Annotated in this window: 11 protein-coding genes and 2 riboswitches; of the genes, 6 read left to right on the top strand and 5 right to left on the bottom strand. The window is 61.4% G+C overall.

Annotation, left to right across the window (positions count from 1 at the left end):
* Window positions 1-4: 4 nt before the first annotated feature.
* Complete coding sequence (locus CRN80_RS25550) at window positions 5-4,363, bottom strand: SET domain-containing protein-lysine N-methyltransferase (protein WP_098951799.1); 4,359 nt, start codon at window positions 4,361-4,363, stop codon at window positions 5-7.
* A gap of 213 nt (window positions 4,364-4,576) precedes the next feature.
* On the opposite strand from CRN80_RS25550, the gene nfuA reads away from it, so the two are divergent.
* Entirely contained in the window at window positions 4,577-5,161 is a 585-nt protein-coding gene (gene nfuA, locus CRN80_RS25545) for a Fe-S biogenesis protein NfuA (RefSeq protein ID WP_032892187.1), read from the top strand.
* An 832-nt stretch (window positions 5,162-5,993) separates the two neighbouring features.
* On the opposite strand, the gene cobM is transcribed toward nfuA, so the two are convergent.
* The 4 genes from cobM to CRN80_RS25520 all read right to left on the bottom strand — a co-directional run bounded on the left by cobM (window position 5,994) and on the right by CRN80_RS25520 (window position 8,104).
* Window positions 5,994-6,740, bottom strand: coding sequence for a precorrin-4 C(11)-methyltransferase (gene cobM / locus CRN80_RS25535; protein WP_069558666.1), 747 nt, complete (start codon window positions 6,738-6,740; stop codon window positions 5,994-5,996).
* A gap of 70 nt (window positions 6,741-6,810) precedes the next feature.
* Window positions 6,811-7,203 carry a cobalamin biosynthesis protein gene (locus CRN80_RS25530; protein ID WP_003190731.1) on the bottom strand — a complete coding sequence of 131 codons (393 nt, stop codon included), beginning with the start codon at window positions 7,201-7,203 and terminating at the stop codon, window positions 6,811-6,813.
* A complete protein-coding gene (locus CRN80_RS25525; RefSeq protein ID WP_032892181.1) occupies window positions 7,200-7,904 on the bottom strand; it encodes a CbtA family protein in 705 nt (234 codons plus the stop codon). The genes CRN80_RS25530 and CRN80_RS25525 overlap by 4 nt, the downstream gene beginning before the upstream one ends.
* 11 nt (window positions 7,905-7,915) lie before the next feature.
* Entirely contained in the window at window positions 7,916-8,104 is a 189-nt protein-coding gene (locus CRN80_RS25520; protein ID WP_032892180.1) for a CbtB-domain containing protein, read from the bottom strand.
* Between the two features lie 96 nt (window positions 8,105-8,200).
* Window positions 8,201-8,414: riboswitch (cobalamin riboswitch) on the bottom strand.
* A 42-nt stretch (window positions 8,415-8,456) separates the two neighbouring features.
* Window positions 8,457-8,657: riboswitch (cobalamin riboswitch) on the top strand.
* A gap of 92 nt (window positions 8,658-8,749) precedes the next feature.
* Between CRN80_RS25520 and cobW the strand changes: the two genes are divergently transcribed.
* The 5 genes from cobW (at window position 8,750) to CRN80_RS25495 (ending at window position 17,501) form a co-directional block, all read left to right on the top strand.
* A complete protein-coding gene (cobW, locus tag CRN80_RS25515) occupies window positions 8,750-9,811 on the top strand; it encodes a cobalamin biosynthesis protein CobW (protein WP_047710668.1) in 1,062 nt (353 codons plus the stop codon).
* A 2-nt stretch (window positions 9,812-9,813) separates the two neighbouring features.
* Complete coding sequence (gene cobN / locus CRN80_RS25510) at window positions 9,814-13,575, top strand: cobaltochelatase subunit CobN (RefSeq protein ID WP_098951796.1); 3,762 nt, start codon at window positions 9,814-9,816, stop codon at window positions 13,573-13,575.
* A gap of 125 nt (window positions 13,576-13,700) precedes the next feature.
* The gene (locus CRN80_RS25505) at window positions 13,701-14,705 is read left to right on the top strand and encodes an ATP-binding protein (RefSeq protein ID WP_098951795.1); all 1,005 of its coding nucleotides are present in this window, start codon (window positions 13,701-13,703) and stop codon (window positions 14,703-14,705) included.
* 53 nt (window positions 14,706-14,758) lie between these two features.
* Complete coding sequence (locus CRN80_RS25500; RefSeq protein WP_098951793.1) at window positions 14,759-15,361, top strand: VWA domain-containing protein; 603 nt, start codon at window positions 14,759-14,761, stop codon at window positions 15,359-15,361.
* A gap of 838 nt (window positions 15,362-16,199) precedes the next feature.
* Window positions 16,200-17,501: an IS4 family transposase gene (locus tag CRN80_RS25495; protein WP_098952559.1), complete on the top strand. Its 1,302-nt coding sequence runs from the start codon at window positions 16,200-16,202 to the stop codon at window positions 17,499-17,501.
* Window positions 17,502-17,642 lie beyond the last annotated feature (141 nt).

Below are 17,642 nucleotides of genomic sequence, written 5' to 3'. Positions count from 1 at the left end.
AGTTTCAGGGCCTCATGTACTTCCAGTAGGCTTTCCCGTAATCCATCAGCAACTCGGTCCCGGCAGGGATATCTCGCCAAGCGATTAAAAACACCATGTACTTGCCTACATACAGGGCGCCGACATTTTCAATGCCGACATCGGGCAGGTTCGGCACCTTGACCGCATTGATCAGGCTCAGCGTACTGCTGTTGCCGTGGCCGCTGATGGTCGCGCCTTGGGTGTTGGTCTGGAATAAATACGTACCGACGGCCGCCTCGCCTTTTTCGAGAATCTCGGCATTGATCGAGGCTTGATCCCGATGCAGCTTGCCGGTGTACGGCCCAAGGACATCGAAGCGCTTTATATCGGTCTTGGCCACCACCGACAGGCCTCGCTCCGGGCCATTTGCCAGTTTCTTGACCTCCAACAGCCGATCAAGGCGGCGATGATGGCTGCCCTCCTTGGAGATCCATTCTCGGATACTTTTGGTCGCAGCTTCTTTGACTTCGACGTGTTGCAGGCCAGTGAACTCGTCAAAAAAACGGTTGGCGTCGGTAATCTCGATGGTGTGCAGCGGGCCTTCAAGCTCGAGGGTCAAGCTGCGCCTGACGTCGGTCGGATCTTGCAAAATTGCCGCGTTGTTGTTGATTTTATGATCAAAAGAGCCTGTGATCGAGGTTGACCGGCGCCGCGTGGGTGGGGTGTTGTCTTCCAGGCGCGGGCGTTTTGAACTGCCTGCTGTAGGGGGCGGTGCAGGCCGTTTCCTGGCGACCGGCTGGTCCAGCGGGCTTCTTTGTCCGAACAGCCACATCTCCCGACCGGCGCGGGTCATGCTGCCATTGTCATTGACGTAACTGCGCCATATCACCGGGTTGAGGTTTTTGGCTTCGACAAACGAGAGCATCGAGACCCGTGAATTGGCAGCGTTGTAGTGTGTGTTCCAGGCTTTCAAGTGCTCGGGCGTCAGCACATCGAAGTCGCCGCCGCTGGCATACTTGGCCAGCACTTTGCCTGCCGCCCGGTAGCTGCCGTCCAGGTTTACATGCTCGGCAAAGTCCACCGGGTCAAGGTTGTGATCGGCGGCGAAGCCTTCAAGGGTAAGGCTGTTGCGCTCACGTTGGGATACCTTGCTCCAGCGCTCCAGGTGGTCGTAGGTCACGCTGGAACGGGCGGTTCCCACACGGTCGAGCATCTGTTGGCCTCTGCGCGTCAGGGTGTTGCGGCTGTTGACGAACTGGCGAAATGCAGTGGGGTTCAGGTTGTAAGTGCTGACGAAGGTGTCCATGGTTTTTTTCAGGGCCTCTTCGCTGGCCTCGGTCCATTTCAACAGTATCGATGGCGTTACCACGTTGGGTGCATCCGGCGCGCCGCCTGCCAGTTTGATCTGGCTTGAGTACCAGTGACCGGGCTCGACCGAGGACAACGTGATCGATAAGTCGCGGTTGGTCTTTGGATTGACCAGTACGATCGAAAAGCTGTTGTCGGCGCCTGCGGCGGTCTCCTGAATAAACCCGTAGGAATTGTCGCGTACCTGGTACACCGCGATCTTGCCCTTATCATCGATATTGCAGATGAACTTTTGATTGTAGTCCGCTCGGGAGAAGAGGCCGCGAGCGTCGGGCGTCAGACCCCTGATCAACTCGGGGTCGACCGCGTATCGACGGATCAACGGGCTGCTGTTGCTGATGACTGTGATCGGCTCTCGATAACGCGGCCCGAAGGCGGTATTTGAGGCGGCGTCGATCAGGCGATAATCGGGGGCGTCGAGGCTGCCGACGTTACGCATCGGGATATTGGCAAAACCGTCGACAGTAAACAGTCGATCGCCAGCCAGCAGCGGCTTCCAACTGTCAGGATCGACCGAACGCATGTGCCTGGCGGCGATTGTCCCATCGCGCAGTAGGGCGATGCCCCGTTTCGTCTGGCGCATCAGTTTGTGACCCAACTTGAGCATGCCCATGCGCGCCAGCCTGAGCAGGCTGGGCAGGGCGGCCAGGGGGTTGAATTCCTGGAGGGTGGCAATCACCAGTTTTCCCGTGAGTTTCGCCAGTTTCGGCATCGCCAGGCGCAGCCCGGTTTTGCCCGCCTGGATGAGCAGGCGGGTAGAGCCGGCCACATACCGACCCACCGGCAATGCGAAAGCCACGATGTCGATGAACAAGCTGGCGACGCCGGATTTGATGCGCTGGGGATCGCCGGAGGCGATGTCTTCGATACCGGCCCAGAACGGGACAAATATCTTGCCCCAGAACGCCAAATCTTCGAGTACCTCTGCGCCGATGTCCACTTCGCGTGTGTCTTTGCGGGTTTTTTCCAGCAGGGCTTCTTCGTCGCAAAAAAACAGCTCGCGGGCGATCATGCTCGCCAGCGCTTCACTGCGTGGCGCATACAGCGTGTTGGGCGCGAACGATGAGGGGCGCGATGTGTGCGAATCGATGCCAGGCAATGTTTCGCCGACTTGTTCAACGATCATCTCGGCCTTTTTGCCGCGCCTGGGCGCTTTGTTCTCGCGGTAGGCCTCGCGATCAAAGGGCACTTCGGTGGCCAATCTGTATTTGCACCAACTCATGGCGTCACGCAGTTCGACCACTTTGCCATTGAGCGGCAGGGTATCGATATCGCCACGTCGGCGAATCACGCCGGCGAGGGGGAACACCTCGACGTAGAGGGCGCTGAAAGGATCGCGAGCCTTGACGATGCGCAGAATAAAACCCGTGCGGTAGCGAACGGCATCGGCCTTGCGTTTGGTTTCATATTCGATGGGCACCTTGTTCAGGGCCTCTCTCAATGAGTACACCGTGATTTCGTCCCGGTCCACATCCAGGGTCCAGCTACCCAGATGGGCAAGCAGGGACTGGATCAGTACCTTATAGGCGTTTCTCGGGCGCTCAAGGGCTTCACGGAAGGCTTTGTCGTACTCCGCGTCCGACGCCGAGCGCCAACGGCTGGGCAGATGGAGCGCAAGGTTCTGGACCGCGTTGAACACCTCATACTCATGCTGTTCCAGCGCGGTGACGGCCTGAGCGAGCTCCTCGCGGGAGTGGCCCGACTTTCGGCTGGCAATCAGGCCGTTGGCCTGCGCCCATTGCACGGTAGGGCCCAGCTTGGCCGCCGCGACCAGAGCCTGTTGTTTGACGTCATCGCCGCTGGCACGAAAATGCTCCGCCGTCAGGTTGAGCAGTTGCTCGAAGCTCATGTGGCGCGATGAGCCGGGCGCAAGTGTTTCGGCCAGCAGAAAACCGCTTCTGAAGTTGACCCAGGTACTGGCGGCGGCGTAGGGCAGGTCATCGGGAATATCGGCCACCCATACTTCGCTGGCGACATTGGCCTTGACCACGCACATGGCCAGTTGCGCCGCGTCAGTGCTGATCGACAAGGTGTGGTGATACTGGCTGATCAGGTCTTGGCGGACCGACTTGTAAGACGCCCCAGGCGTGATGAATAACTTCAATTCGTTATCCAACGTCGAGCGTGGGTTGGGGATGATCGTCAGCCAAAGTGCGCGCCACAGCAACTTCACCAGCACCGGTTGTGGGCAGGTTTGCGCCTTTTGGCTGCCGTACCAGTCCAGCGCCTTGGCGATACGCTCGGCCAGCGCTAGGTTGCTCGGACTGTTGAGAATCTGCTCAAGCAAGACCGTCGGCGTGGTGCTGAGCATGGCCTGCTGTGATGAGGAAAAGGTCGGCGGCAGCACGCATTGGAACAGTGATTTACGGGTGTGTGTCTGGATCTCTTGGATAACAGACTTGATCTTTTTGTCAGCAGGCGCATCCAGTAAATGCTGCAGATCGCTGATGCTGCCTTCGTGGCCGAGTTTTTTCAGGGCGCAGTGTTCCTGCAAGCCATAAAGAACCGATTTCCACTGTTCGCCGGTTTTTGGATGGGACGGGAGGATGGCGTAATACTTGAGCACCAGGTCGAACCGTACCGAACCGTCACTTTTAAGACCATTACCCACACGCCGGTTGATATCCAGCAACACATCGACGTCGATGTACCAATAGGTGGGCACATGGCGCAGAATCACCGAACGGTCGGCGATGCTGAACGTTTCGGGAGGGTCGGGTACCGGCGAGCGGGCGCTGCTGAGTAGGGTGGAGAGCAGATCGTAAAGAAAGTCCCGGCCTAGCAGAGAATTATCCGGTTCAGGCTTGTCCCGCAGGAACTGCTGAAAGTCTTCATCGGCCTCCAGTTTTGCCAGGACCCGAAAGGCTTCCTTGCACTCGCGATTCAGCTCGGACTGCGGGGGAGGGTAGTAGTACACCTCGGCGGCGGTTACTGAACGTGAAATGTGCGCCGTCACGAACTCAATCAGATGGTCCAGGTGCGCTTGCTGTTCAGGCAAGCCGTTGAAATAGAAACTCTGCAACGCGTTGTTCATGCAATCCTCACAATCCTTGGTCGAAGAGGATTCACTATATTCAGCGCGGTTTTGCAGGTGGCCTACATAGGTAGGCATAGGTTTTCGCAGAAACCGGTAGGAGCGCCAGCGGGTTCGGTCAGCAGGATCAGGTCTTTCCCGACAAAAACACTCGGACTTTGTACCTGGGTAATAATTTGGCGTAAACTGCGGGCAAGCCTGTGAGGAGTTTCCATGACTGCCATAACCATTACCGACGCCGCCCACGATTACCTGGCTGACCTGCTGTCCAAGCAGAACACCCCAGGTATCGGCATCCGCGTCTTTATCACCCAGCCTGGCACCCAGTACGCCGAGACCTGCATTGCCTACTGCAAGCCTGGCGAAGAGAAGCCTGAAGACACCGCCCTGGGGCTCAAGAGCTTCACCGCCTACATCGACGCGTTCAGCGAAGCCTTCCTTGACGACGCCGTGGTCGACTACGCCACCGACCGTATGGGCGGCCAGTTGACCATCAAGGCGCCCAACGCCAAGGTGCCGAACGTCAATGCCGACAGCCCGGTCAATGAGCGCATCAACTACTACCTGCAAACCGAGATCAACCCTGGGCTGGCCAGCCACGGCGGCCAGGTGAGCCTGATCGACGTGGTGGAGGACGGTATCGCCGTGTTGAAGTTCGGCGGCGGCTGCCAGGGCTGTGGCCAGGCGGACGTTACGTTGAAGGAAGGTATCGAACGCACACTGCTCGAGCGCATTCCTGAGCTCAAGGGCGTACGTGACGTGACCGACCACACGCAGAAAGAAAACGCCTACTACTGAGTAAGGTGTTCACTGCGAACATAAAAAAACGGCGCCCCGTGAGCGCCGTTTTTTATGCTTAAAATTCAGTCAGTTATAAGATACATCTAACAAAATAGATCAAGTGTGGGAGCTGGCTTGCCTGCGATAGCCTTAGGTCTCTAAACAACTTCGCAAGTTTGTAGCAGCCGACACTAACCACGATGCGAAGCGAGCCGCTCTTGATCTTGATCTGCTTGTGATCTTGATCTGCTTGTGATCTTGATCTGCTTGTGATCTTGATCTGCTTGTGATCTTGATCTGCTTGTGATCTTGATCTCAGGCGCCCCGTTAAACCACGCTGGCCGGAATTCGACAGGGATTTGGGGGGTAAACCGGCAGGGATGCCGGTTTAGCCGCCCCGCGCCATGGATGGCGCGTGGCGGCGGCCCCCCAAATCACTGGCGGATTACGGGCACACCGAGCCTAGGCGAGGTGCCGAGTGGTGGGGCAAGAGCGTTTTGCTTACTTTTGCGCTTTTCAAAAGTGAGCCGCCGTCAGGGCGGAACCCTAAGTGGCCGTTACCGCAGCAATGGATATGTACCCAATCCAACTGTGTTGACTGCCAGGCCGCATTCGCGAGCAAGCCCGCTCCCACAGTTTGATCGCGGTGCGTCAGGTAGATAAGCATCGGCTGTCAGGCCGTCATCGCAGGCAAGCCCGCTCCCACAGTTGGATTTCGGAGCGTCCGGTGGATATGCACTGACTGTCGGATCGTCACGGGAGCAAGCTCCCTCGCCACAGGTTCAGCGCCGCACCAGCGCTGTATAGCTAACTACGCTGCGATGGCTCTAACCGCGTTAAGTGTGTTTCTTCAGGGCCGATAGAGGTGCGCATGCCCTGCGCGGTACAGCGACGACTCACTGAAACTGTCACTGGCCAACACCCGGCCCACCACGATCAATGCCGTACGCCGAAACCCCTTGGCCGCGACTTTCTCGGCAATGTCACTCAGCGTACCCACCACCCACTCCTGGTCCGGCCAGGTCGCCCTGTGCACCACGGCAATCGGGCAGTCCGCGCCATAGTGCGGCAGCAGTTCGGCGACGATCTTTTCCAAGTGATTGACCCCCAGATGAATCGCCATGGTGGTGCCATGCCGCGCCAGGCTGTCGAAGTCTTCACCGGGGGGCATGCTGGTTTTATCGGCGTAACGGGTCAGGATCACGCTCTGGGCGATGTCCGGCAGGGTCAGTTCGGTCTCCAGCAAGGCCGCGCACGCCGCGACAGCCGTCACTCCTGGAATGATCTGGAACGGGATGCCCAGCTCACGCAAATGGCGGATTTGTTCGCCAATCGCCCCATACAAGCTGGGGTCGCCGGAGTGCACCCGCGCCACATCCTGGCCTTGGGCATGGGCCGTCTTGATCAGCTCGATGATTTGCTCCAGGTGCAGTTCGGCGCTGTTGACCACCTGGAGCGCCTGGTGACCTTCCAGTACGGCGGCGGGCACCAGCGAGCCGGCGTAGATGATCACCGGGCAACTGCGAATCAGCCGCTGGCCCTTAACGGTGATCAATTCCGGGTCGCCGGGGCCGGCGCCGATAAAGTAGACGGTCATGGAGAAGTCCTGTTGAAAAACGGGCGAGCATGAAGATTGCTCATGATCGAAAGCGGCAATTATCGGGATTTTACCCTGCGCAGGCCAATGCAAGGGTGGCCTGTGCGCTTTTCTGGCGAGTGATCAGCAGGCGCGCGGGGCCATTGGACAGGTGCTCGGCCAGGGCCAGGGCGGCGCTTTCGGCCACGCCGTAACAGCCGGTGTGGGCAAAAGCCAGCGCAGAGCGATGGCTCAGCCGATGCTCATAGCCCACCAGTTGTTCGGCACTCAAGCACTGCAAGGGCAGGTTCAACCGCTGGGCCAGGGCCAGCAGGCCAGGCTCATCGCGTTTGCGGTCAATGCTTGCCAGCGCAGTCACGCGTGAGCGCTCAATGCCGGCCTCGGCCAGGGCGCTGTCCAGCAACGCCAGCAGGCTGTGAACCTCACAGCCCCGCTGGCAGCCAAGCCCGACAACCAGAATCATGCCGAGTATTGGTCGTCGCGATTGCGGCGAAACAACCAGGCGCTGATCAGGCCCAGGGCCAACCAGAAGGCCACGTTGGTCAATTGCGAGGCGATCTTGAACTGCGCTTCGAGCGCCTCCGGAGCCAGCATCGAATGCACCTCAGGTTGCGGCGCGCCGATGAAGTGGGGCACGGCAAGGATCGCCAGCCCAAGGCCTTTCAATAGCCAATTGCGGCCGAATACGATCAGCGCCAGGCCGGCGGCGGTCGATGCTGCAGTGCCGATCCACCAGGTCTGGCGCAGCGTCAGGTCAGCGGCCGCGGTACCGGGCAGTTCCGGGGGCAGGCCCAGGGTGGGCGCCAGTACAAAGGTCGCGTAGCCGGCCAGGCCCCAGAGCAGGCCTTGGGCGGTGCGGGTCGGCGCGCGCAGCGTGTAGAGGCCGGCGAGCATCAGCGCAAAGCCTACTGCCACTACCAGGTTGCCGCCGGTGGTGGACAGCACGCGCTGCCAGCCATCTTCCGGCTCCCAGGCTTGGGCGTCGTGGGTGTGGGCTGCGGCGCCAGCGGCGTGCTCATGCGCCACTTCGGCGGCTGGCGGGGCTTTTTCATAGCTTTCCGCCTGCAGAATCAGCGGTGCCACCCAGAAACTTTGCAGCAGGGTCAGCAGCAGGGCCGCCAACAGCCCGGTGAAACCTGCGGTTTGCGCAATACGCTTGATCATGTCGGCAGCTCTCAATGGCACGGGAACGCGGCGCTGTGGCGGGTATCGTGGGCGGCGTTGTGCACCGCCTCGATATGCGAAAACCCGGCGAAATACACCAGGCACGCGCCCAGGATTGACGCGCCGATGGCGGCGGTCAGGCGTTGGCTGAGGGTGGCGGTGCTAGTGGCGGAGTGCGAAGTGCTGCTGATGATCGACATGGCGCGTCCCTTTCAGGTGTCAGGGTGAAACGAGCGCATAGAAGACCCCACGCGCCAGGCACGCAGGGTTCGAACAGCGCCCGCCCACCGCGGGTTTGTTATCTGATTTTTTCGGGCCGGTCTCCGGGCTTGCGAGGGGTGGCTCTTGAAAGAGGCCTCCTGAAAGCGTCGCCTTCCCATGCAAACGCACAGTGGCCATGACGCTTCGCTCGCTTACCGTTGCGGGGGCAGCACCGGACTGGTCATAGGTCTATGACGCACCGGTTTCCCGTTTCACCCTGTGAAGGGCACCCGAAACAAGAGGTGTAGGAGAGCATGGGCCGGGGACGGTAGTCAAATGCTGCAAGCCCCTGTAGCCTTGCACCCTCGAGGTTCTTCGGCCCAGGCCGAAGCTAAGAAGGGAACGCGGTTCAAGCCGCGGCTGCCCCCGCAACTGTGAAGGGTTCAGTTGACTGCCACGCCACTGCCGATAGGGCGGGAAGGCGCAGTCAGCGTTGGTCGCAAGACCTGCACACCCCAAGCCAGGAGACCTGCCTCGCGACTGATTTTCCAATTCAACCGGGCGGGGTGATCCGGTGACGAAATCCGCTGCTGCGCGCCGCCGCAGGGCCTGTCGTCCCGTATGCCCGCCCCAAAGGGCATCCGATGAAAACACTGGCCAAACTTCCCGTCACCATCGTTACCGGCTTCCTCGGCTCGGGCAAAACCACGTTGTTGCGCCATATGCTCGACAACGCCCAGGGCCGTCGCATTGCGGTGATCGTCAACGAGTTCGGCGAGCTGGGCATTGACGGTGAAATCCTCAAGCAGTGTTCTATCGGTTGCACCGAAGAAGAAGCCAATGGCCGCGTCTACGAGCTGGCCAACGGTTGCCTGTGCTGCACCGTGCAGGAAGAGTTCTTCCCGGTGATGCGTGAACTGGTCGCCCGTCGCGGTGACCTGGACCATATCCTCATCGAAACCTCAGGCCTGGCCCTGCCCAAGCCATTGGTGCAAGCCTTCCAGTGGCCGGAAATCCGCAGCGCCTGCACCGTTGACGCGGTGATCACCGTGGTCGACAGCCCGGCCGTGGCTGCCGGCACCTTTGCCGCCTTCCCGGACCAGGTCGACGCCCAGCGCAAACTTGACCCCAACCTGGACCACGAATCGCCGTTGCACGAGCTGTTCGCCGACCAGTTGGCCAGCGCCGACCTGGTGATTCTCAACAAAACCGACCTGATCAGTGCCGAAGACCTGGCCCGTGTGCGCCTGGAAGTCGCCGAAGAATTGCCGCCCGCGGTGAAGATCATCGAAGCCAGCAGCGGTCGCCTGCCTCTGGACGTGCTGATCGGCCTGGGCGCCGGTTCCGAGGAGCATATCGACGGGCGTCACAGCCATCACGACCATCACCACGAAGGTGAAGACGACCACGATCACGATGCCTTCGATTCCATCTCCATCGACTTGCCCCAAGCCGACGAAGCGCTGTTGCTCGACGCTCTGACCCAGTTGGTGGTGCAGCACGGCATCCTGCGTGTGAAAGGGTTCGCCGCGATCCCCAACAAACCGATGCGTCTGCTGATCCAGGGCGTGGGCACGCGCTTTGACAAGCACTTCGACCGTGCCTGGGGCGCTGACGAAGCACGCACCACGCGCCTGGTGCTGATCGGCCAGGAACTGGACGCCGCCGGCCTTGAAGCGCAATTGCGCGCCGCCCTCAGCGTTTAACCATGCACCTGCTCAGGACCCAACCCGGTGGTTTCGTCGCGGACGACAATATTGCCGACCTTGGCCAGACCCCCGCTGAACTGGTGATCCTGTGCAGCGGCGATTCCAGCCTGGCGCTGCTCGCCGAAGCCGCCCAGCAATTGCCCGAGGACTACCCCAGCCTGCGCCTGGCCAACCCGATGCAGGTGCAGAACCATGCCTCGGTCGACCTGTACGTCGACGAGGTATTGCGCCACGCCAAGGTCATCCTGCTGTCATTGCACGGCGGCATCGGCTATTGGCGCTACGGTATCGAGCGCCTGGTGGAGTTGGCCGAGCGCGGCGTCACCCTGATCCTGGTGCCGGGTGACGACCGCCCGGACCCGGAACTCAGCGGCCTGAGCAGCGTTGCTGTCGAACACCGCGAGCGCCTGTGGCACTTCCTGCGCCAAGGTGGCCTGGGCAATGCCCTGGATTTTTACCACTGCCTGGCCAGTACCCACCTGGGCCGCGACTATGCCTGGGCCGAGCCGCAAGCGCTGCCACGCACGGCGATCTATCACCCGCACACCGCCAATGCCCGCCTCAATGACTGGCAGGCCGATTGGCACGCTGACTGGCCCGTGGCTGCGGTGCTGTTCTACCGCTCCCATTTACAGGCGGCCAATACCGGTTTTATCGATGTGTTCTGCCAGCGCTTACAAGCGGCGGGCCTCAACCCGTTGCCGATTGCGGTGGCCAGTTTGAAAGAGCCCGGCTGCCTCACGGTGGTCGAGGACCTGCTGGATGGCGTGCAAGCCGCGGTGATTCTGAACACCACCGGCTTTGCCCAATCGAGCCCGGAAGCTCCGCATTTGCGCCCGTTTCGCCGCAATATCCCGGTGATCCAGGCGATCTGCGCCCAGGACAACCAACCCGGCTGGCAGGCCAGTGAACAGGGCCTGGGGCCCCGCGACCTGGCGATGCACATTGCCTTGCCGGAGCTGGACGGGCGCATCATCAGCCGGCCGATCAGTTTCAAGGACCTGGCCTGGCGCAGCGAGCGCAGCCAGTCGGACGTGGTGTGCTACCGCGCAGCGCCCGAGCGCATGGATTTTGTTGCTGAGCTGGCACGCCGCTGGGTCGAGTTGGCGCGGGTGCCCAATGCACAGAAACGGATTGCGTTGATCCTGGCCAACTACCCGACCCGCGACGGTCGCATCGGCAACGGCGTGGGCCTGGACACCCCGGCGGCGGCGCTGAATATCCTGCGCGCCTTGCAAACTGAAGGCTACCCGGTGGCGGAGCGGCTGCCCGAGAGCGGCACCGCGCTGATCCATGAACTGCTCGGCGGCGTCACCAACGACCTCGACAGCCTAGACCTGCGCCCCTGCCATCAAAGCCTGGGCCTTGTGGAATACCAGGCGATGTTTGATCGCTTGCCGGCCTCCAATCGCCAGGCCGTGCTGGAGCGTTGGGGTGCCCCGCAAAACGATCCGATGTGCCGCGATGGCCGCATGATGATCGCTGGCCTGCGCCTGGGCCTGACCTTTGTCGGCATCCAGCCGGCCCGGGGTTACCAGGTGGATGCCAGCGCCGTGTACCACGACCCGGACCTGGTTCCGCCCCATGGCTACCTGGCGTTCTATTTCTGGCTGCGCCATACCTACGGCGCCCACGGCGTGATCCATGTGGGCAAGCACGGCAACCTGGAATGGCTGCCCGGCAAAGGTGTGGGCCTGTCGGAGCATTGCTGGCCGGATGCACTGCTGGGGCCGTTGCCGAATATCTACCCGTTTATCGTCAACGACCCGGGTGAGGGCGCCCAGGCCAAGCGGCGCACCCAGGCGGTGATCATCGACCACTTGATGCCGCCGCTGACCCGCGCCGAAACCTACGGCCCGCTGCGTGACCTTGAGTTGCTGGCCGACGAATATTACGAAGCGCAATTGCTCGACCCGCGCCGTGCCCTGGAGCTGCAAAAAGACATCCTCAAGCTGGTGCGCGAAACCCGTATCGACCAGGAGTTGGAATTGGGCAGTGAGGCGGACGTGGCGGTGTGGCTGCCGCGCCTGGATACCTACCTGTGCGACTTGAAGGAATCGCAGATCCGCGATGGCCTGCATATTTTTGGCGAGTCGCCCGAGGGCCGCTTGCGTATCGACACCTTGCTGGCGCTGTTGCGCATTCCCCGTGGCGATGGCCGGGGCCCGCAGTCGAGCCTGCTGCGGGTGTTGGCCAAGGCGTTCGAGCTGGGGTTTGATCCGCTCGATTGCGCATTGGCCGAGCCCTGGACGGGGCGGCGCCCGTTTGTGTTGCAGAAGATTGACGATCAGCTGTGGCGCACCGCCGGGGATACCCGTGAACGTCTGGAGTTGTACGCAGCGCGCTTGATCGAGCAGGCATTGGAAGGGCCCATCGAGCAGTTGGAAGAGCCCGGCTGGCACGAGGTGAAGTCGGTGATCGAAAGCCTGCGCATTGTCGTCGCGCCCCGCCTGGATGCCTGCGGCCCCGCAGAGATGCGTGGTTTGCTCGATGCCTTGAGTGGGCGCTTTGTCCCGGCGGGGCCCAGTGGCGCGCCGAGTCGCGGGCGGCTCGATGTGCTGCCGACGGGGCGTAACTTCTTTACCGTGGACGTGCGCAACCTGCCAACCACCACGGCCTGGCGCATCGGGTTCCAGTCGGCCAACCTGATTCTTGAGCGGCACCTGCAAGACCACGGCGACCACCTGCGTCAGCTGGGCCTGTCGGTGTGGGGCACCGCCACCATGCGCACCGGCGGTGACGATATTGCCCAGGCCATGGCGCTGATGGGCGTGCGCCCGGTATGGGCCACCGGCAGCCAGCGGGTGGACGACTTTGAAATACTGCCGATCAGCCTTCTGGACCGCCCGCGTGTGGACGTGACCCTGCGCGTGTCCGGGTTCTTCCGCGATGCGTTTGCCAACCTGATCCGCCTGTTCGATGCGGCGGTGCAGGCAGTGGCGGCCCTGGATGAACCCGACGACATGAACCCGCTGGCCGCCAAGGTGCGCAGCGAACGCCAAGCGTTGCTTGAGTCGGGCCTGGATGAAGCTGCAGCGGCCAAGCAGGCCGGCTGGCGCATCTTTGGCGCCAAGCCGGGCGCCTATGGCGCAGGCGTGCAGGGCGCGATTGACGGGCGCTTGTGGCAGAGCCGCGAGGACTTGGCCGAGGTCTACCTGAACTGGGGCGGTTACGCCTACGGTGGCTCCGATGAAGGCACCGCAGCCCGCGAGCAATTTGCCCAGCGTTTGAGCCAGGTGCAGGCGGTGTTGCAGAACCAGGACAATCGGGAGCACGACTTGCTCGACTCCAACGACTACTACCAATTCCAGGGCGGCATGCTGGCCGCCGTGGAAACCCTGAGCGGTGACAAGGCCGCCAGCTACCATGGCGACCATAGCCAGCCTGACTTGCCGAAAATCCGCACCTTGAAGGAAGAGCTCAACCGGGTGATTCGTTCCCGTGCGGCCAACCCCAAGTGGATCGAAGGCGTGAAGCGCCATGGCTATAAAGGCGCGTTTGAAATGGCCGCGACCGTGGACAACCTGTTCGCCTTCGACGCCACCACCGCGCTGATTGACGACCACCAATACGCCTTGCTCGCCGATGCCTACCTGCTGGACCCTGACACCCGTGCCTTTGTGCAACAGCACAACCCCGATGCCCTGCGCGACATGACCGAACGCATGCTCGAAGCCCAACAACGTGGCTTGTGGCAGGCACCGGGGGCGTACCGCGAAGCCTTGGAAAACCTGTTGCTGGACATAGAAGAAGACAGCTGAGTGATCGTTCCCACGCTCCGCGTGGGAATGCAGCCCGTGACGCTCTGCGTCACAAAAACGGACGCCGAGCGTCCAGCGAAGCGTTCCCACGCGGGAGCGTTGGAACGAGCTATTAAGAGTTGACTATGACTGATACTCCCCATTTCCCGCTGTCCGCCGTGGTCGGCGCTGATGACTTGAAGCTGGCGCTGTGCCTGGCCGCCATCGACCCGAAGATCGGCGGCGTGCTGATCGAAGGGCCACGGGGCATGGCCAAGTCCACTCTGGCCCGTGGGCTGGCGGACCTGCTGGCCAGCGGGCAGTTTGTGACCTTGCCCCTGGGCGCGACCGAAGAACGCCTGGTCGGCACCCTGGACCTGGACGCTGCACTGGGCGAAGGCCGCGCACAATTCTCCCCCGGCGTGTTGGCCAAGGCCGATGGCGGCGTGTTGTACGTGGATGAAGTCAACCTGCTGGCCGACCACTTGGTGGACTTGCTGTTGGACGTGGCCGCCAGCGGCACCAACCTGATCGAGCGCGACGGGATTTCCCATCGCCATGCGGCGCGCTTTGTGCTGATCGGCACCATGAACCCGGAGGAGGGCGATCTGCGCCCGCAGTTGCTCGACCGCTTCGGCTTCAACGTGGCGTTGAGCGGGCAGACCTTGCCCGCCGAGCGTGGGCAGATCATCCGTCGCCGCCTGGATTTCGACACCGACCCGTCGGCGTTCTGCACGCAGTGGGCGCCAGCCCAAGCCGCCTTGCGTGAGCGTTGCACCCAGGCGCGGGCACGGCTCGACAGCATCGCCCTGGATGACCAGGCGTTGGCCCTCATCACCGAGCGCTGCTTTGCCGCAGGGGTCGACGGCTTGCGCGCCGACCTGGTCTGGTTGCGTGGTGCCCGTGCCCATGCGGCGTGGCGTGGTGCGGCCGCTATCGAGCAGGACGATATCGATGCGGTGGCAGAATTTGCCTTGCGCCATCGTCGTCAACAACAGACTCCGCCAGGCGCGCCGCCCGAGCCGAGTGACGGGCCGTCGCCTTCCCCCTCTGACACCTCGCCCGGCCAAGGCCAATGGGGCGATATGCCCGCACCTGCCTTGCCCACGGGCGCACGCCGCGATGTACCCACCTGGCCAAAAAAGCCCTAGGCATCCGCCCCCGACCTGACGCGGGGGCGGATGCCCGGCCCCACGCGGGGCGGTTGAACAGCGGCCGGCAGGGCAAAGCCCGCAGCGCACAGCGCGGGGCGATCAATTGGCCGGGCACGTTGCTCGGTGGTCGGCCGCAATGCCGTGCGGACCTGCTGTTGCATCTGCGTAGCCGGTCAGCCCCTGAGCTGTGGCTGGTGATTGTCGATGCCTCGGCGTCCACGCGGCGCCATCGGGCGTTGACCGACGCCAAGGGGTTGTTGGCTCAGTTGTTTGACGATGCTTATCGGCAACGGGCGCGCATGGCGTTGCTCACGGCTAGCGGGCAGTCACCGAAGTGGCAAGTGCAGGGCTTGAAGGCGGCGAAAGGCTTGGCCGAGTGGTTGGCGCAGTTGGGTGCGGGCGGCGGCACGCCATTGCTGGCTGCGCTGACAGAGGCGGGGCATTGGTTGGCGGCACGGCGCAAGCGCTATCCCGCCGAGCAGCAGAAGTTGCTGGTGGTGACCGATGGACGACTCAAGGCGATGGGCGCGCTGCCGCGATTGGAGTGCCCAGGCGTATTGATTGATATCGAGCGCGGGCCGATCAGGTTGGGGCGGGCTGAAGAATTGGCGGTTGGGTTGCAGTTGGATTATCAGCACATCGATAAGCTGTAGTGCCTAGGCTAGCGCTTTCGCAGGCAAGCCATCTCCCACATGGGGTAGGCGCTGCGGCCCATTCTGTAGGAGCGAGCTTGCTCGCGAAAACGTCAACGATAACCCGTGTTTGCTGAATGAACGCGGCGCCAGCGAGTTTTTCGCGAGCAAGCTCGCTCCTACAAAAGGCAAGCCAGCGGCGCGGTCAAACTGTGGGAGCTGGCTTGCCTGCGATGAGGCCCAACACACACACCACCTATCCGGAATCGGCGCTGCGGCCAATTCTGTAGGAGCGAGCTTGCTCGCGAAAACGTCAACGATAACCCGTGTTTGCTGAATGAACGCGGCGCCAGTGAGTTTTTCGCGAGCAAGCTCGCTCCTACAAAAGGCAAGCCAGCGGCGCGGTCAAAATGTGGGAGGCTTGCCTGCGATGAGCATAGGTATCTACACAACTTTGTAGCCTGTAGCAGCCGACGGTAACTACGATGCGAAGCGAGCCGCTCTTGATCTTGATCTGCTTTTGATCTTAGGCGCCCCGTTAAACCACGCTGGCCGAACGCAGGCTTGAATTCGGGGGTAACCCGGCAGGACGCCGGGTTAGCCGTCCTGGGCCAAGGATGGCCCATGACGGCGGCCCACGGATTCAAGCCTGCGTTCGGGCACACCGAGCCTAAGCGAGGTGCCGAGTGGTGGGGCAAGAGCCTTTTGCTTACTTTTGGGCTCTTTTCAAAAGTGAGCCGCTGTCAGAGCCATCCCTTTCAAGGTCTTCGGTAAAATCCCCTGAAATTTCATTCAGGGATCCCAAACGATGTGGGCCGATGTTCTAGCGCGTTTCGAGAAAAAAGCACCTGCCAGCGTCATGGCCAAATTGGCGCTGGAGCAAGCTATTGCCCCTGAGTGGGTCGATCAGGTCTTCGAAGAACATCGGCAACGGCAGTATTCTCGTGAACTACTGTTCTCGACCATAATCAAGCTGATGTCCCTTGTTTCATTGGGCTTGAAGCCATCCCTGCACGCCGCCGCGCGGCAACTGGAAGATCTCCCTGTCAGCTTGGCGGCGCTCTACGACAAAATCAGTCGTACTGAACCCGCGCTATTGCGCGCTCTGGTCACCGGTAGTGCGCAACGACTGACTCCAACCATCAAAGAACTGGGTTGCACGACGATGCTGCCGGACTGGCAGGTTCGCGTGGTAGATGGCAATCACCTGGCATCCACTGAGAAGCGTCTGGGGGCTTTACGCCAGGAGCGAGGTGCGGCTCGTCCCGGTTTTTCGGTAGTGGTCTACGATCCTGATCTCGATCAGGTCATCGACCTTCAGGCATGTGAGGATGCCTACGCCAGCGAGCGCGTTTGCGTGTTGCCTCTGTTGGCTAATGCTGAACCGGGCCAGGTGTGGCTGGCTGACCGACTCTACTGCACGCTTCCGGTAATGGAAGCTTGTGAGCAGGTCCAGACGTCCTTTGTCATTCGCCAGCAAGCCAAACATCCACGCCTGATTCAAGAGGGTGAGTGGCAAGAACCCGTGCCTGTGGAAACAGGCTCTGTGCGTGAGCAGATCATCCAGGTCAGAGGCGGTTACCAATGTCGGCGCGTCGAACTGACGCTTCATTCGCCAACAGACTCGGGTGACAGCAGCTTGATGTTCTGGAGCAACTTGCCTGAAAGCGTCAGCGCTGAGCAGATCGCGCAACTCTATCGCCGCCGCTGGAGCATTGAAGGTATGTTCCAGCGACTGGAAGCGATCCTGGAAAGTGAAATCGAAACTCTCGGCAGCCCAAAGGCTGCTTTGCTCGGGTTCACTACGGCAGTGTTGGCCTACAACGTCCTGGCCGTACTCAAGCGAAGCGTGGAGCAAGCCCATCGGGAGACCCAGCCTGATGGCTGGGAAGCCTCGATCTATCACTTGGCGGTCCAGGTCAGGAGTGGTTATGAGGGAATGCAGATTGCACTTCCCTCGGAATATCTTCCCGCCATCCCTGTGGAAAAGTTGGCCCAGCGTTTGTTGGAGCTGGCCAGAAACATCCAACCCAAACAAGTTGCGAAAAGTCCCCGCGGCCCCAAGGTGCCTAAACCCAAGACATGGGTGCAAGGCAAGGCGGTGAATGCGCATGTTTCAACGGACAGGGTAATCAAGGCTGCCAAAACGAAAAGACCTTGAAAGGGCTGGCTGTCAGAGCGGAACCCTAGGTGGCCGTTACCGCAGGAATGGATATGTACACCATCCAACTGTGTTGACTGTCAGGCCGTCTTCGCAGGCAAGCCAGCTCCCACATTTGGATCGCGTTGCGTCAGTTAGAAC

Source organism: Pseudomonas sp. FDAARGOS_380 (assembly GCF_002591235.1).
In the GTDB taxonomy this organism is placed as follows: domain Bacteria; phylum Pseudomonadota; class Gammaproteobacteria; order Pseudomonadales; family Pseudomonadaceae; genus Aquipseudomonas; species Aquipseudomonas salmasensis.
This window is presented reverse-complemented; position numbering and strand designations above follow the sequence as displayed.

Bases quoted from the DNA above. Each gene is read 5' to 3' on its own strand.
- nfuA (WP_032892187.1), top strand. From the start codon at position 4,577: ATGACTGCCATAACCATTACCGACGCCGCCCACGATTACCTGGCTGAC.
- CRN80_RS25495 (WP_098952559.1), top strand. From the start codon at position 16,200: ATGGCCAAATTGGCGCTGGAGCAAGCTATTGCCCCTGAGTGGGTCGAT.
- CRN80_RS25530 (WP_003190731.1), bottom strand. From the start codon at position 7,203: ATGATTCTGGTTGTCGGGCTTGGCTGCCAGCGGGGCTGTGAGGTTCAC.
- cobM (WP_069558666.1), bottom strand. From the start codon at position 6,740: ATGACCGTCTACTTTATCGGCGCCGGCCCCGGCGACCCGGAATTGATC.
- CRN80_RS25550 (WP_098951799.1), bottom strand. From the start codon at position 4,363: ATGAACAACGCGTTGCAGAGTTTCTATTTCAACGGCTTGCCTGAACAG.
- cobW (WP_047710668.1), top strand. From the start codon at position 8,750: ATGAAAACACTGGCCAAACTTCCCGTCACCATCGTTACCGGCTTCCTC.
- CRN80_RS25520 (WP_032892180.1), bottom strand. From the start codon at position 8,104: ATGTCGATCATCAGCAGCACTTCGCACTCCGCCACTAGCACCGCCACC.
- CRN80_RS25505 (WP_098951795.1), top strand. From the start codon at position 13,701: ATGACTGATACTCCCCATTTCCCGCTGTCCGCCGTGGTCGGCGCTGAT.
- CRN80_RS25525 (WP_032892181.1), bottom strand. From the start codon at position 7,904: ATGATCAAGCGTATTGCGCAAACCGCAGGTTTCACCGGGCTGTTGGCG.
- cobN (WP_098951796.1), top strand. From the start codon at position 9,814: ATGCACCTGCTCAGGACCCAACCCGGTGGTTTCGTCGCGGACGACAAT.